Origin of the sequence: Leifsonia shinshuensis (genome assembly GCF_014217625.1) — a bacterium.
GTDB classification, from domain to species: domain Bacteria; phylum Actinomycetota; class Actinomycetes; order Actinomycetales; family Microbacteriaceae; genus Leifsonia; species Leifsonia shinshuensis_A.
In genome coordinates, this window is the sequence record NZ_CP043641.1 from 834394 (window position 1) to 848393 (window position 14000).

Annotated in this window: 13 protein-coding genes; 5 read left to right on the plus strand and 8 right to left on the minus strand. The window is 70.2% G+C overall.

Going from position 1 to position 14000, the window contains the following annotated elements; all coding sequences use genetic code 11:
* Positions 1-73 precede the first annotated feature (73 nt).
* The 5 genes from ndk to F1C12_RS04035 form a co-directional block, all read right to left on the minus strand.
* The gene (gene ndk / locus F1C12_RS04015; protein ID WP_185277544.1) at positions 74-496 is read right to left on the minus strand and encodes a nucleoside-diphosphate kinase; all 423 of its coding nucleotides are present in this window, start codon (positions 494-496) and stop codon (positions 74-76) included.
* Positions 493-882 carry a DUF4233 domain-containing protein gene (locus tag F1C12_RS04020; RefSeq protein ID WP_258046101.1) on the minus strand — a complete coding sequence of 130 codons (390 nt, stop codon included), beginning with the start codon at positions 880-882 and terminating at the stop codon, positions 493-495. The genes ndk and F1C12_RS04020 overlap by 4 nt, the downstream gene beginning before the upstream one ends.
* Positions 879-2246, minus strand: a complete 1368-nt coding sequence (locus tag F1C12_RS04025) for a bifunctional folylpolyglutamate synthase/dihydrofolate synthase (protein WP_185277545.1) — start codon at positions 2244-2246, stop codon at positions 879-881. The genes F1C12_RS04020 and F1C12_RS04025 overlap by 4 nt, the downstream gene beginning before the upstream one ends.
* Entirely contained in the window at positions 2243-5626 is a 3384-nt protein-coding gene (ileS, locus tag F1C12_RS04030) for an isoleucine--tRNA ligase (RefSeq protein WP_185277546.1), read from the minus strand. Before ileS ends, F1C12_RS04025 begins: the two co-directional genes overlap by 4 nt.
* A gap of 235 nt (positions 5627-5861) precedes the next feature.
* Positions 5862-6488 carry a TetR/AcrR family transcriptional regulator gene (locus F1C12_RS04035; protein ID WP_185277547.1) on the minus strand — a complete coding sequence of 209 codons (627 nt, stop codon included), beginning with the start codon at positions 6486-6488 and terminating at the stop codon, positions 5862-5864.
* Between the two features lie 64 nt (positions 6489-6552).
* On the opposite strand from F1C12_RS04035, the gene F1C12_RS04040 reads away from it, so the two are divergent.
* Positions 6553-7911 (plus strand): MFS transporter, encoded by a 1359-nt coding sequence (locus F1C12_RS04040; RefSeq protein ID WP_185277548.1) that lies wholly within the window; start codon positions 6553-6555, stop codon positions 7909-7911.
* Between the two features lie 68 nt (positions 7912-7979).
* Here the strand turns inward: F1C12_RS04040 and F1C12_RS04045 are convergent, their stop codons facing one another.
* From F1C12_RS04045 to F1C12_RS04055, 3 genes are read right to left on the minus strand one after another with little or no spacing between them, the layout of a single operon-like run.
* Positions 7980-8393, minus strand: coding sequence for a hypothetical protein (locus F1C12_RS04045; protein ID WP_258046102.1), 414 nt, complete (start codon positions 8391-8393; stop codon positions 7980-7982).
* A complete protein-coding gene (locus F1C12_RS04050; RefSeq protein ID WP_185277550.1) occupies positions 8381-9640 on the minus strand; it encodes a hypothetical protein in 1260 nt (419 codons plus the stop codon). The genes F1C12_RS04045 and F1C12_RS04050 overlap by 13 nt, the downstream gene beginning before the upstream one ends.
* Before the next feature lie 52 nt (positions 9641-9692).
* Positions 9693-9929, minus strand: coding sequence for a hypothetical protein (locus F1C12_RS04055; RefSeq protein ID WP_185277551.1), 237 nt, complete (start codon positions 9927-9929; stop codon positions 9693-9695).
* A gap of 197 nt (positions 9930-10126) precedes the next feature.
* On the opposite strand from F1C12_RS04055, the gene valS reads away from it, so the two are divergent.
* The 4 genes from valS to F1C12_RS04075 all read left to right on the plus strand — a co-directional run bounded on the left by valS (position 10127) and on the right by F1C12_RS04075 (position 13986).
* The gene (gene valS, locus F1C12_RS04060) at positions 10127-12736 is read left to right on the plus strand and encodes a valine--tRNA ligase (protein WP_185277552.1); all 2610 of its coding nucleotides are present in this window, start codon (positions 10127-10129) and stop codon (positions 12734-12736) included.
* Positions 12733-13179, plus strand: coding sequence for a GNAT family N-acetyltransferase (locus F1C12_RS04065; RefSeq protein ID WP_185277553.1), 447 nt, complete (start codon positions 12733-12735; stop codon positions 13177-13179). The genes valS and F1C12_RS04065 overlap by 4 nt, the downstream gene beginning before the upstream one ends.
* 70 nt (positions 13180-13249) lie before the next feature.
* Positions 13250-13720, plus strand: a complete 471-nt coding sequence (locus tag F1C12_RS04070; RefSeq protein WP_185277554.1) for a GNAT family N-acetyltransferase — start codon at positions 13250-13252, stop codon at positions 13718-13720.
* Positions 13720-13986 carry a hypothetical protein gene (locus F1C12_RS04075; protein ID WP_185277555.1) on the plus strand — a complete coding sequence of 89 codons (267 nt, stop codon included), beginning with the start codon at positions 13720-13722 and terminating at the stop codon, positions 13984-13986. Before F1C12_RS04070 ends, F1C12_RS04075 begins: the two co-directional genes overlap by 1 nt.
* Positions 13987-14000: the final 14 nt, after the last annotated feature.

Consider the following 14000-nt stretch of genomic DNA (forward strand, 5'->3'; position numbering starts at 1 on the left):
GGCGCTGATCCCCCGGCACGCGAAACGGCTCCCGACCATCTGGTCGGGAGCCGTTCCTCGTGCGGTCGGGGGTTCAGCCGAACCAGAGCGCGAGCTCGCGCTGCGCCGACTCGGGCGAGTCGGAGCCGTGCACCAGGTTCTGCTGCACCTTGAGGCCCCAGTCGCGGGCCAGGTCGCCGCGGATCGTGCCGGGCAGAGCACCGGTCGGGTCGGTCGCGCCCGCGAGCGAGCGGAAGCCCTCGATCACGCGGTTGCCTGCGACGCGCAGGGCGACGACGGGGCCGGACTCCATGAACTCCACGAGGGGCTCGTAGAACGGCTTGCCCTCGTGCTCGGCGTAGTGCTTCGCGAGGAGCTCGCGGTCGGCCTGCAGCATCCGGATGTCGACGAGCGAGTAGCCCTTGGCCTCGATGCGGCGCAGGATCTCGCCCGTGAGGTTGCGGGCGACTCCGTCGGGCTTGACGAGGACGAGGGTCTCTTCGACGGCGGTGGTCATCTGGTCTCCGTTCGGTTGTTCCGGTCGATGTTGTTCCGGTCGATGCGGGAGGCGACGATCATGCAGTAGGTCCACATTGCCGTGAAGATCGCCCCCACGATGAAGAAGGCGGGCTGCAGGAAGCCGGCCGCGACGACGAGCACCTGGACGATCCAGCCCAGGACGACGCCGACGCGATTGCGCATGAGCCCGATGGCCGCGATCATCAGCACGACCACCAGCGCTCCCCCGCCGAGCGCGATCCACGCCGGCAGGGCCTTCAGCCCGAAGAGCACGAGCGCGCCCAGGAATACGACGATCAGCTCGAAGCCGAGCACGATCGAGCCGAGGCTCTCGCGGAGGCCGCGCTGACGGCGGGCGCGCGGCTGCTTGGCTGCGGCGCTCACGCTGTGGCGTCCTTCCAGCCCTGCTCGTCGGCGTACGCCATCGCGGCGCCGACCAGCACGATCGAGCCCGTGACGACCACCGCGCGGCGCGGTTCCTCGCCCGCCCACTCGCGCGCGGCCTCCAGGGCGTCGAGTGCGTCGCCGTAGACGATGGTCGCCTCGTCGCCGGCCTCCTCGCGCACGATGTCCCCCAGGTCTTCGGCGGGCAGGGCACGGTCGGAGGCGGGCTCGGTCACGAAGAACTGCGTCGCGACGGGGGTGAGCGCGCGGATGACCCCGCGGGCGTCCTTGTCGCCCAGGCTGCCGACCACGAAGGTGAGCTCGTCGAAGTCGAAGTAGCGGCGGAGGGCGTCGGCCAGGGTCGCCGCTCCCGCGGGGTTGTGCGCGGCGTCCACCAGGATGGTCGGCTCGACGCCGACGAGCTGGAGGCGACCGGGCGAGGTCGCGGTGGCGAAGCCCTCCTCGACGAGGTCGGTCTTCAGCGGCTGGGTCCCGCGGCCGAGGAAGGTCTCGACCGCCGCGATCGCGACGGCGGCGTTCTGCGCCTGGTGGTCGCCGTAGAGCGGGAGGAAGACGTCCGCGTAGGTCGCCGCCCGTCCCCGGACGGTCACGAGCTGGCCGCCGACGGCGACCTGGGTGCTGACGACGTCGAACGCCTGCGGCTGAGCCGCGAGCGTGGACTCGGTGAGCCGGGCGGCCTCCTCCAGCTCGGCCATGGCCTCCGGAGCCTGGGCCGAGGTCACGACGTCGGCGGAGGGCTTGATGATGCCCGACTTGGTGCGCGCGATCTCGCGGACGGTGCCCCCGAGCTGCTTGGTGTGGTCGAGCGAGATGGGCGTGAACACCGCCACCTGGCCGTCGCCGACGTTGGTGGAGTCCCACTCGCCGCCCATGCCGACCTCGATGACGGCGACGTCGACCGGTGCGTCCGCGAAGGCGGCGAACGCCAGCGCGGTCAGCGCCTCGAAGAAGGTCAGCGGCGCCTTGCCCTGCTCCTGCAGCTCGGCGTCCACGATCTCCAGGTATGGGCGGACGTCCTCCCAGTTGCTCACCAGAGCCTCGTCGGAGATCGGCACGCCGTCGATCATGATGCGCTCGTTGAAGCGCACCAGGTGCGGGCTGGTCAGCAGGCCCGTACGCAGCCCGTAGGCGCGCAGGATGCTCTCCGCGATCCGGCTGGTCGAGGTCTTCCCGTTCGTGCCGGTGATGTGGATGATCGGGTACGCCCGCTGCGGGTCGCCGAGCAGCTCGACGGCACGGCGGGTCGCGTCGAGGCGGCGCTCGGGGGCGCCCTCGCCGACGCGGGCGAGGAGGGCCTGGTAGACCGCCTCCGCGTCCTCGCGCAGTTCGTCGTCGTCGGTCATCGGGTGGCCTCCACCTTCGTCACGCCGACCGTGAACCGGCCCGCGTTCGCGTACAGTCCGGCGGCGAAGTCCTTGCTGAAGTCATCGCGGGCGTCCTCGGAGCGGCCGCCGGCGGCGACGAACTCGAACTCCAGCGCCAGGGTCTCCGCCGCGATGTCCACGGCCTCCCCCGCCAGTGCGATGGCGCGCACGTCGTCGGCGTGCTCGAACGCCACGCTCAGCTCGATCCGGTCGCTCACGTCGAGCCCGGCCGCCTTGCGGGTGTCCTGCACGGCGCGGATGACGTCCCTGGCCAGGCCCTCGGCCTCCAGCTCCGGCGTCGTGGCCGTGTCGAGCAGCACGAAGCCGCCGCCGGGCAGCAGCGCCAGCGCCGAGGTCGCCTCGTCGTCGGTCTGCGCGGTCTCCAGCACCAGCTCGTACTCGCCCTCGGCCAGCTCCACGCCGCCCACGGTAACGACTCCGTCGTGCTCCGACCAGTCGCCGGCGCGAGCGGCCTGGATGACCTGCTGCACCTGCTTGCCGAGCCGGGGACCCGCCGCACGGGCGTTCACGGTCAGCTTGCTGGTGATGCCGTACGACGTCGCGCTGTCGTCGGCGAGCTCGACCAGCTCGACCGCCTTGACGTTCAGCTCGTCGCGCAGGATCGCCTCGAACGGGCGCAGCGCGTCGGCGTCCGTGGCGACGACGGTCAGCGACGCGAGCGGCAGGCGCACGCGGCGGCCGGACTGCTTGCGCAGCGAGAGCGTGGTCGAGCTGATCGCGCGGATGCGGTCCATCGCGTCGACCAGTGCGTCGTCGGCCGGGAACTCCGCCGCCTCCGGCCAGTCGGTGAGGTGAACGCTGCGGCCCCCGGTGAGGTCCTTCCAGATGCGCTCGCTGACCAGCGGGAGCAGCGGGGCGGCGACCCGGGTCAGGGTCTCCAGCACCGTGTAGAGGGTGTCGAACGCCTCGGCGCCCGAGCCGTCCTCGGCGACGCCGGTCCAGAACCGGTCGCGCGAGCGGCGCACGTACCAGTTGGTCAGCACGTCGGCGAAGTCGCGCAGCTTGGCCGCGGCGAGCGTCGAGTCGAGCCCGTCCAGGTCGGCCGTCACGGCCTCCACCAGGTCGCGCGTCTTGGCGAGCAGATAGCGGTCGAGCACGTCGGTGGAGGCCGTCGAGCGCTTCGCCTCGTAGCCGGACGCGTTGGCGTACAGCGAGAAGAAGTACCACGTGCTCCACAGCGGCAGCAGCACCTGGCGGACACCCTCGCGGATGCCCTCCTCGGTGACGATGAGATTGCCGCCGCGCAGCACAGGGCTCGACATCAGGAACCAGCGCATCGCGTCGGAGCCGTCGCGGTCGAAGACCTCGTTGACGTCCGGGTAGTTGCGCAGCGACTTGGACATCTTCTGGCCGTCGCTGCCGAGCACGATGCCGTGCGAGATCACGTTCTTGAACGCGGCGCGGTCGAACAGCGCGGTGCCGAGCGTGTGCAGCAGGTAGAACCAGCCGCGGGTCTGCCCGATGTACTCCACGATGAAGTCGGCCGGGTTGTGGCTGTCGAACCAGTCGTGGTTCTCGAACGGGTAGTGCACCTGGGCGAACGGCATCGACCCGGAGTCGAACCAGACGTCGAGCACATCCGGGATGCGGCGCATGGTCGACGCCCCGCTCGGGTCGTCCGGGTTCTGCCGGGTGAGCTCGTCGATGAACGGGCGGTGCAGGTCGGGCTCGCCCGCGGCGTTGACCGGCAGCCGCCCGAAGTCGCGCTCCAGCTCCTCCAACGAGCCGTACACGTCGACGCGCGGGAAGTTCGGGTCGTCGCTCTTCCAGACCGGGATCGGCGAGCCGAAGTAGCGGTTGCGCGACACCGACCAGTCGCGGGCGCCGGCCAGCCACTTGCCGAACTGGCCGTCCTTGACGTTCTCCGGCACCCAGTTGATGCCCTGGTTGAGCTCGACCATCCGGTCGCGGAACTCGGTCACGCGCACGAACCAGCTGGACACCGCCTTGTAGATCAGCGGGTTGCGGCAGCGCCAGCAGTGCGGATACGAGTGCTCGTAGCTCGCCTGGCGCAGCAGCCGGCCGTCCTCGCGCAGCAGCGTGGTGAGCGGCTTGTTGGCCTCGAAGACCTGCAGGCCGGCGACGTCCTGCACCTCGGCGAGGAAGCGCGCGCCGTCGTCCACCGAGATGATCACGGGGATGCCGGCCGCCTCGCAGACGCGCTGGTCGTCCTCGCCGTAGGCCGGGGCCTGGTGGACGATGCCGGTGCCGTCCTCGGTGGTGACGTAGTCGTCGACGAGGATCTGCCAGGCGTTCTGCGTGCCGTACTTCTCGGTGTCGGCGTAGTAGTCCCAGAGCCGGTCGTACGTGACGCCGGCCAGCTCGCCGCCGCGGACGGTGCGGCTGACCGCGTCGCGCGCGGCCTCCGCAGAGCCGTAGCCGAGCTCCTTCGCGTAGTTGCCGACCAGGTCGATCGCCAGCAGGTACTCGCCGCTCAGCGACTCCTCGTGCAGGGCGGAGCTGTGCCGCCCGCCGTCGCGCCCGTGCACATCCGCGGCACCGTTCGGCCCGGCCGGGACGACCGCGTACTCGATGTCGGGACCGACCACCAGCGCGAGGTTGGTGGGCAGGGTCCACGGCGTCGTCGTCCAGGCCAGGGCGCGCACGCCGGTGAGGCCGAGGGCCTCGGCCTTGGCGCCGGTCAGCGGGAAGGTCACCGTGACGGTCTGGTCCTGGCGCATCTTGTAGACGTCGTCGTCCATGCGCAGCTCGTGGTTGGACAGCGGGGTCTGGTCGCGCCAGCAGTACGGCAGCACGCGGTGGCCCTCGTACGCCAGGCCCTTCTCGTGCAGCTGCTTGAACGCCCAGATCACCGACTCCATGTAGGAGGTGTCCAGCGTCTTGTAGTCGTTGTCGAAGTCGACCCAGCGCGCCTGGCGGGTGACGTACTCCTGCCACTCGCGGGTGTAGCGCAGCACGGAGTCCTTCGCGGCCTGGTTGAAGGCGGCGAGGCCCATCTCCTCGATCTGGCTCTTGTCGGTGATCCCGAGCTGCCGCTCGGCCTCCAGCTCGGCGGGGAGACCGTGCGTGTCCCAGCCGAACCGGCGCTCGACCTTCTTGCCGCGCATGGTCTGGAAACGCGGGAAGACGTCCTTCGCGTAGCCGGTCAGCAGGTGGCCGTAGTGCGGCAGGCCGTTGGCGAACGGCGGGCCGTCGTAGAAGACCCATTCGGGCGCGCCCTCGCGGTTCTCCACGGACGCGCGGAAGGTGCCGTCCTCGGCCCAGAAGGCGAGGACGTCGGTCTCGATCTCCGGGAACACCGGCGACGGCGTGACGTCCTGGGGCTCGCGCCCGGTGGACTCGGGCGCTCCATCCGGTGCGGACTTGGGGTACGGCATCTCTCTCCTGGCAGTCGTGATCTGCACGAGGACGCCGGACGCTCGCACGCCCGTCGCGGTACCACCCCGCTTGCCCCACCCGCCTGCGGCGCCGGATGAAGCCTCTCGTTCTGCGGCTGTGACGGGCCTGCCCCGTTCGGTTCTAGTGAGCGGGCGACTGCCCGCCGTTCTTCCGAAGACTCACCGGTGATGGCCGGGTCGACGTCGTTCGCACCATTCTACCGGGTGATCGGGGCTATTCGGACCCGAACGCGGTGGCGTACCCGGCGCACACCGGCTCGACGGCCGCGCGAACGAGCGGAGCCAGCGGGCCGCGCCGCACTCCCGCGCGCGCCCACACGCCCGCGGCGGCGACCGCTGCCCCGACGACGGCGGTCGCAGCGGCCCGCGGGAGCAGGCCGTCCTGGTCCTGCCCGGCCCGGCGGGCGACCGCCGCGGCGACCAGCCGGACGACCGAGAGGAACCGCGGCAGCGCCGACGCCTGCAGCTCGGCGTCGGTGCCCATCAGCTCGACCTGGGTGACCGCGAGCGGGAGCCGGTCGGGGCCGAAGCCCTCGGCGAGCCGCACGACGGCCTCCAGGACCGCGGCCATCGGCTCGACGTCGTCGTCGGCCGCCGCGAGCATCGCGGGGAACGCCGCCAACGACTCGTCGACCTCCAGCCAGAGCAGGTCGCTCTTGGCCGAGAAGTAGTTGAAGAAGGTGGCCCGGCTGACCCCGGCGCGACGGGCGATGTCGTCCACGGTGGTGCCGGCGTAAGTCTGCTCCAGGAAGAGCTCGCCGGCCGCCTCGGCCAGCATCCCGCGCGACGACGCCCGCGGTCGCCCAGGCTGCGTCGCCTGGTTGGAATGGCGCAGTGTCACGATGCGTTGTCTCCTCACGCCTAATATTGGACCCGGTTCAAATACCCCCGTCAGAAGGACACCCGTGACCTCCACCCCCACGCTCGCCGTCAGCGAGACCGATCGCCCGGGCATCACACCCGGCACCGCTCGCCGCGTCGCCATCGCATCGTTCGTCGGGACCTCCCTCGAATCGTACGACTTCTACCTCTACGCGTACTTCGCCGCGTTCTTCGTCGGCCCGCTGTTCTTCAGCCCGCTCGGCTCGTTCGGCGGCGTCCTCGCCGGCTTCCTGGCCATCGCGGCCGGCTTCGTGATCCGCCCGGTCGGCGCGGTCGTCTTCGGCCACCTGGGCGACCGGATCGGCCGCCGGCCCGTGCTGCTGATGACCATCCTCCTGATGGGGATCAGCACCGGCCTCGTCGGCGTGCTGCCCACCTACGCGGCCGCCGGCTGGTTCGGCGGCGTCGTGCTCGTGCTGCTGCGGCTCGTCCAGGGCCTCTCGCTCGGCGGCGAATGGGGAGGCTCCATCCTGCTGGCGACCGAGTACGCCAACCCGAAGCGCCGCGGCTTCTACGCCGCCCTCCCCCAGCTCGGCTCGCCGGTCGGCTCCATCCTGAGCGCCGTGGTCTTCATCGTCCTGACGCTGACCATGTCGCCCGCCGACATCGCCTCGTGGGGCTGGCGCATCCCGTTCCTCACCGCGTTCCCGCTGCTGCTGGTGTCGCTCTACCTGCGCTGGTCGATCGACGAGACCCCGGTGTTCCGCAAGCTCGTCGAGACCGGCCGCCGCGACCGCTTCCCGGTCCTCGACGTCTTCACCAAGGCCCCGACGGCGTTCGTGATCGCGATCGGAGCGGCCGTCCTCGGCATCGGCTCCTACTCGCTGATGAACACCTACATGGTCGACTACGGCACGAGCGTGCTGGGCTTCAAGTTCCAGGACCTGCTGGTGGCGACCACGATCGGCGGCCTCCTCCAGCTCGTCACGATCCCGCTGTTCGGCCTGTGGGCCGCCAAGATCGGCTCGGCCCGCGTCGTCGCCATCGGAGCGATCGGCACGCTGGTCGTCGCGTTCCCGATGTACTTCCTGCTGCAGAGCGCGTCCTTCGGCGTGCTGGTCGCCAGCATGATCATCGGCGGCATCCTGCCCACCCTCTCCTGGGCGGGCCTCGGCGGGCTGATGTCCGACCTGTTCCCGAGCCCGATCCGCTACAGCGCGCTGTCGGTGGCGTACAGCGTCGCGGCGCTGCTGACGTCGTTCGTGCCTGCGCTGACGCTGATCTTCGGGCAGGCTGTGCACAACGCGTGGTGGCACCCCGGTGTGGTGCTGGCGGTGATGTCGGCGATCACGCTGGTCGCGGCGTGGGCGGCGGCGCGGCGGAAGCCGGTGCTGGATGAGGATGCGGACGTGGCGGTCGAAGAGTCGGCTGCGACCATCTAGCGACGTGTGGTCCCTGGCTCAGGTTGCGTCTCGAGCCAGGGATCTGCCGTGACCACGGCTCAAAGACCTCACGGCAGACCCTTGAAGAACCGGTCGTCGGGCTCGGGAAGGGCCTCGACGATCTGGCGGCCGGCATCCGTGAGATTGAGCCAGCACGCGTAATACCACCACGTGGTGTCTTCCACCTCGGGCGTGTAAACCTCGGCGAGACGCGCCATGTGATCGTCGAGACCGCCGGACCATTCCACCCAGTGGAGACCGCGGCGTTGCTCAGGGTCGTGGAACGCCAGCTGGCCGATCCGGATGTACCCGGCTGCGGCCAGTGATCGGATGGTGTCCAACAGGAGAGCCTTGCGTTCCGCCAGGTCCGTCACGAAGTCCGAGGCGTAGGCGCTCGCATTCCCGATCGGTAACCAATCGTCCGCGGCTTGTTGCAGGACGAGGTGCTCAATGGTGTCCGGCTCGATGTTCACTTGCCCCATCCCTTCGGAAGATGAATCTTGAATTCCTTGCCACCAGGAGACCTGAGGTCGATCGTTGGGCCGCCCGATGTGCTGTCGCCTCGAATGCCGATTTCACTTCCGTCAGGGAGCCTGCGCTTCTCACCTTCGTAGGTTCCGGTCTCTTCGACCGCTTCGCTCCCGCGAGTGATCTCCTCGTGGAGCGCGTCCAGTTCTTCCGGCGTGTCGACTTCGCGGTGGGGCCGGCTCTTCCCCTTACGCGTTTTCTCCTTCACGATGGACTCGATCTCGTCGAACGTCTTCGCCTCGTTGAGGTATGTCCCGAGGGGCGTGGGCGCAGGTCCGATGAACTGACGAACGCTGCCGTCCAGGTTGTGTGTTCGGTAGTACATGTTCAGCTGCGCACGCCTCAGCCGTTCCTCCGGCGTGTAGAACCGCGACCCGCTCGTGGACCCCGTGCCCACTCCCCCGATGACCACGAGCGCGACCGCCGCCATGACCACGCCCGCACCGCAGAGCGCGATCAGCTTCTCGATGCTGTACGCCCCGCTGAGCAGCCACCGGGCGACCTGCTGCACGCTCGCTCCCGGCACCGGGACCGCCGTCGACGCCGGGCGAATCGTCACCCCCGGGTTCGCCCGGTCGTACCGCGCCAGCGTGGAGAGCGCGCTCACGAAGTCGGCGCCGAGCTCCGGCGTCGCCACGCGGGTGAGGGCGCCGTCCAGGGTCGATTCCAGCCGGCGCGCGAAGGCCCGCTCCTCCGAGTCGTAATCGTCCTTGGCGCGCCGCGCCCGTGCCGTGGCCTCGTCCAGTCGCTGCTGCGCGTCGTCCACCCGGTTGCGCGCGCCGATCAGTTCGGCAAGGACTGCGTCCTCGTCGTGGCGCACCGACGACGCCGCGCCAACGGCCGACAATGCAGCCACCAGGGCCGCGTGCTCGACAGAGAGCGCACCGGCCATTGCCTGCGCCCGCTCCAGGTCGTCCTGCGCCTCTTCCGCGTCCCGCCGCGCCCTGTCCGCCTCCTGCTGCGTCTCCGCGAGCGAGTGCGCCCACACGCGCGCCGCCGCCGCGGCCTCGTCGTGCTGCTGGGTCGCGGTCTTGGCTGCGGTGAGGACCGTTCCCAACGTTTCCGCGAACACCTCCGCGGCGATCCCGGTCCACGCGGGCGTCTCGAGGACCGTCAGCGTCCGTCGCATGGCCTCCGACTGCTGCCACAGCCTGTCGGTCTGCGCGCTCAGATCGCGCGCCCACGCGTCGACCGCCTCCACCTCGCCGGGCGTGGGATCGGCGTCGAAGCCGACGACCGACCAGTCCGCCCCGCTAGATCGCACGGACGCCGCCCTCGAACATCCCCGCGTCCTCCGCATCACGCTGCTCGTACCCCTCGGCCAGCGAAAGCAGTGCCGCGCTCAGCGCCCCCGCACTGTCGGTCAGCAGCGATCGAGGTGTGGACCAGTACCCCTCGAACCGCTCGAACGCCGCCGCCGAGACGCGAGAACCGAGCTCCGCTCCGGCGACCATCGAGGGATGCCTTCGCTCGGCGGCCTGCGACAGCACTGCCGCGCCTTCCCGCAATCGTTCCGTCTCGACAGAAACCGCACCGGTCATCACGCCTCACTCACATTGAAATCCGGAGTTCAGCATATGGCTGCAGACGAGTTCAGCCGTCGCCACGGCCAGTCTGTAAACTTGACGGGTATCCCACACTCAGGCACCCCGCTGACACGGTGCCGCACATATCGAATCGGAGAGCCATGACCGCCGCGAACCCCGTGCCCGACAAGCCAGCACTCGAAGGCCTGGAGGCCGTCTGGGGCGGACGCTGGCAGCAGGACGGCACCTTCGAATTCGATCGGGACGGTGCCATCGCCGCCGGCCGGGCCGCGATCTACTCGATCGACACCCCGCCGCCCACCGCCTCCGGATCGCTGCACATCGGGCACGTGTTCAGCTACACGCACACCGACATCGTCGCCCGCTTCCAGCGCATGCGCGGCAAGCGCGTCTTCTACCCGATGGGCTGGGACGACAACGGCCTGCCCACCGAGCGGCGCGTGCAGAACTACTACGGCGTGCGCTGCGACCCGTCGCTCCCCTACGAGGCCGGCTTCGTCCCGCCGTTCGAGGGCGGCGACAACAAGAGCGCCAAGGCGGCCGACCAGAAGCCGATCTCGCGGCGCAACTTCATCGAGCTCTGCGAGCGGCTGACCGTGGAGGACGAGAAGCAGTTCGAGGCGCTCTGGCGCACTCTCGGGCTCTCCGTCGACTGGTCGCAGACCTACCGGACCATCGGCCGGGAGGCGCTGCACACCTCGCAGCTCGCCTTCATCCGCAACGTCGCCCGCGGAGAGGCCTACCAGGCGCTCGCCCCGACGCTGTGGGACATCACCTTCCGCACCGCCGTCGCCCAGGCCGAGCTGGAGGACCGCGAGCAGCCGAGCGCCTACCACCGCGTGGGCTTCCACGGCGCCGACGGCCCCGTCTACATCGAGACCACCCGTCCCGAGCTGCTGCCCGCCTGCGTGGCGCTCGTGGCGCACCCGGACGACGAGCGCTACCAGCCGCTGTTCGGCACCACCGTGCGCACGCCCGTCTTCGGCGTCGAGGTGCCCGTGGTCGCCCACCACCTGGCCCAGCCGGACAAGGGCACCGGCATCGCCATGATCTGCACCTTCGGCGACATCACCGACGTCACCTGGTGGCGCGAGCTCGACCTCCCGAACCGCGCGATCATCGGCTTCGACGGCCGCATCATCGCGGAGCCGCCCGCGGCGATCGAGAGCGCGGAGGGCCGCGAGGCGTACGCGCAGCTCGCCGGCAAGACCGTGTTCTCGGCCAAGCAGTCCGTCGTGGAGCTGCTGCGCGCCTCCGGCGACCTGGTCGGAGAGCCGAAGCCCATCCAGCACCCGGTCAAGTTCTTCGAGAAGGGCGACAAGCCGCTCGAGATCGTCTCGACCCGCCAGTGGTACGTGAAGAACGGCGCCCGCGACGAGAAGCTGCGCGAGCGGCTCATCGAGCTCGGCCGCAGCCTCGACTGGCACCCCGACTTCATGCGCGTGCGCTACGAGAACTGGGTGAACGGCCTCACCGGCGACTGGCTGATCTCGCGCCAGCGCTTCTTCGGCGTGCCGATCCCGGTCTGGTACCCGCTCGACGGCGTCGGCAACCCGCTGTTCGACCAGCCGATCCTGCCGGGCGAGGACAACCTCCCCGTCGACCCGTCCTCCGACCCGGCGCCCGGGTTCGAGGAGTCCCAGCGCGGCCAGGCCGGCGGCTTCGTCGGCGAGCACGACGTCATGGACACCTGGATGACCTCCTCGCTGACCCCGCAGCTCGCGGGCGGCTGGGTGGACGACCCCGAGCTGTTCGGCGCCGTGTACCCGTTCGACCTGCGCCCGCAGGGCCAGGACATCATCCGCACCTGGCTGTTCTCGACCATGCTGCGCTCGCAGCTGGAGAACGGCGTCGCGCCGTGGTCGAACGCCGCCATCTCCGGCTTCATCGTCGACCCCGACCGCAAGAAGATGTCGAAGTCGAAGGGCAACGTGGTGACGCCAGCCGACATCCTGGAGCGGCACGGCTCGGACGCCGTGCGCTACTGGGCGGCCTCCTCGCGCCTCGGCACCGACGCGTCGTTCGACCCGCAGAACCCCACTCAGATCAAGATCGGCCGCCGCCTGGCGATCAAGCTGCTCAACGCGGCGAAGTTCATCCACGGCTTCGACGCCCCGGAGTCGCTCGACCTCGCCCAGGTGACCGCGCCGCTCGACCGCAGCATGCTGCAGCAGCTCGCCGATGTCGTGGCCGACGCGACCACCGCGCTGGAGGGCTACGACCACGCCCGCGCGCTGGAGACGGCCGAGACGTTCTTCTGGACGTTCTGCGACGACTACCTGGAGCTGGTCAAGGAGCGCGCCTACGGCGAGCACAACGCCGGCCAGGTCTCCGCGGTGGTCGCCCTCCGCACCGCGCTGTCGGCGTTCCTCCGGCTGTTCGCCCCCGTGCTGCCGTTCGCGTCCGAGGAGGCGTGGAGCTGGTCGGAGAGCGGTTCCGTGCACCTCGCGCCCTGGCCGCAGACCGGTGAGGTCGCCGGCGACTGGGACGACGCCCGCGCCGTCCTCACCGTCGTGGGCCGCGCCCTGACCGGGATCCGCGGCGCCAAGACGGCCGCCAAGGCCTCCCAGCGCACACCCGTCGACTCGGCCGTCATCGCCGCTCCGGCGGGCGAGCTCGCGGCCATCGAGTCCGCGTCCGCCGACCTCGCTTCGGTGGGCAGAATCGCAGAACTGCGTTTCGCAGCAGCCGACACGCTCGAAGTGACCGATATCCTCCTTGCGCAGACGCTGAGCGAGGAGGAACGATGACGGCTGACGTCCGGCGCGTGGAGGACAACGAGTTCTTCACCTGGCTCGACCTCTACGCCGGTTACGGCGAGTTCTACGAGACCCCCGTGACGGACGAGAAGGCCCTCCTCGTGTGGAGCTGGATCACCGACCCGGAGCACAGCCTCGAGGCGTACTTCGCGGTCGACGCGGAGGGCACCCCGATCGGCCTGGCGCACGTGCGCGAGTTCGCTCGCCCGCTCGACGGCAGCACCGGCCTCTACCTGGACGACCTGTTCGTCCTGCCGGACGCGCGCGGCGAAGGGGCGGGCACCGCCCTCCTCGAGCAGCTGCGCACGCTGGCGCAGGAGCGCGGCCTGTCGGTCGTCCGCTGGATCACCGCCAAGGACAACCAGACGGCCCGCCGCCTCTACGATCGGGTGGCCGAGAAGACGAAGTGGGTCACCTACGACCTCGTTCCCTGAACGGGTCCGCGATAGGGTCGATACGACTCCCGGACTCCTGAGCCGGGGAGCAAGGCGAACGGAGGGGCTGATGTCGACAGTTGTTCGGCCGGTCAAGGATGGCGACTTCTTCGCCTGGTTGGACCTGTACGCGAAGTACGCGGAGTTCTACGACACCGAGCTGACCGACCAGAGGGCCCTCGTCCTGTGGTCCTGGCTGACCGACCCCGACCACGAGGAGCTCGGCTACGTCGCCGTCGACGGCGACCGCATCGTCGGCCTCGCCAACGTGCGCGAGTTCGCCCGGCCGCTGGAGGGCGACCGCGGGCTGTTCCTGGACGACCTCTACGTGCTGGAGGACGAGCGCAGCAAGGGCGTCGGCCACCAGCTCATCGCCGCGGTCCGCGCCCTCGCCGAGGAGCGCCGCCTCGGCGTCGTGCAGTGGATCACCGCGACCGACAACGCCGACGCGCAGCGGGTCTACGACTCCGTGGCGAACAAGACCGGCTGGGTCACCTACGAGATCGACCTCGCCGCCGCGCAGAACGCCGAGAGCGCCTGATGCAGCTCGGAACCCGCTGGGCCGTTGGCGAGAATCCGCCGGCGAACCTCCCGGAGGTGGTGACCTACGCCGTCTCCACCGTCGAGGAGGAGTTGACGGCGACGGACATCGACACGGCGGGCTGGCGCTGGACGCTGACCTGGCTGGAGGGCAACCCCGTCGTCGAGCTCGACGACGGGACGGTCATCCGCTACAACGCGGCCGAGGACTCGGCCACGATCACCCAGGTGGTCGAGACCGAGCCCTCGGACTACGACGAGGCGTAGCCGCTCGTTGCGCG

Bases quoted from the DNA above. Each gene is read 5' to 3' on its own strand.
- F1C12_RS04075 (WP_185277555.1), top strand. From the start codon at position 13,720: ATGCAGCTCGGAACCCGCTGGGCCGTTGGCGAGAATCCGCCGGCGAAC.
- ileS (WP_185277546.1), bottom strand. From the start codon at position 5,626: ATGCCGTACCCCAAGTCCGCACCGGATGGAGCGCCCGAGTCCACCGGG.
- ndk (WP_185277544.1), bottom strand. From the start codon at position 496: ATGACCACCGCCGTCGAAGAGACCCTCGTCCTCGTCAAGCCCGACGGA.
- valS (WP_185277552.1), top strand. From the start codon at position 10,127: ATGACCGCCGCGAACCCCGTGCCCGACAAGCCAGCACTCGAAGGCCTG.
- F1C12_RS04065 (WP_185277553.1), top strand. From the start codon at position 12,733: ATGACGGCTGACGTCCGGCGCGTGGAGGACAACGAGTTCTTCACCTGG.
- F1C12_RS04070 (WP_185277554.1), top strand. From the start codon at position 13,250: ATGTCGACAGTTGTTCGGCCGGTCAAGGATGGCGACTTCTTCGCCTGG.
- F1C12_RS04045 (WP_258046102.1), bottom strand. From the start codon at position 8,393: ATGGGGCAAGTGAACATCGAGCCGGACACCATTGAGCACCTCGTCCTG.
- F1C12_RS04025 (WP_185277545.1), bottom strand. From the start codon at position 2,246: ATGACCGACGACGACGAACTGCGCGAGGACGCGGAGGCGGTCTACCAG.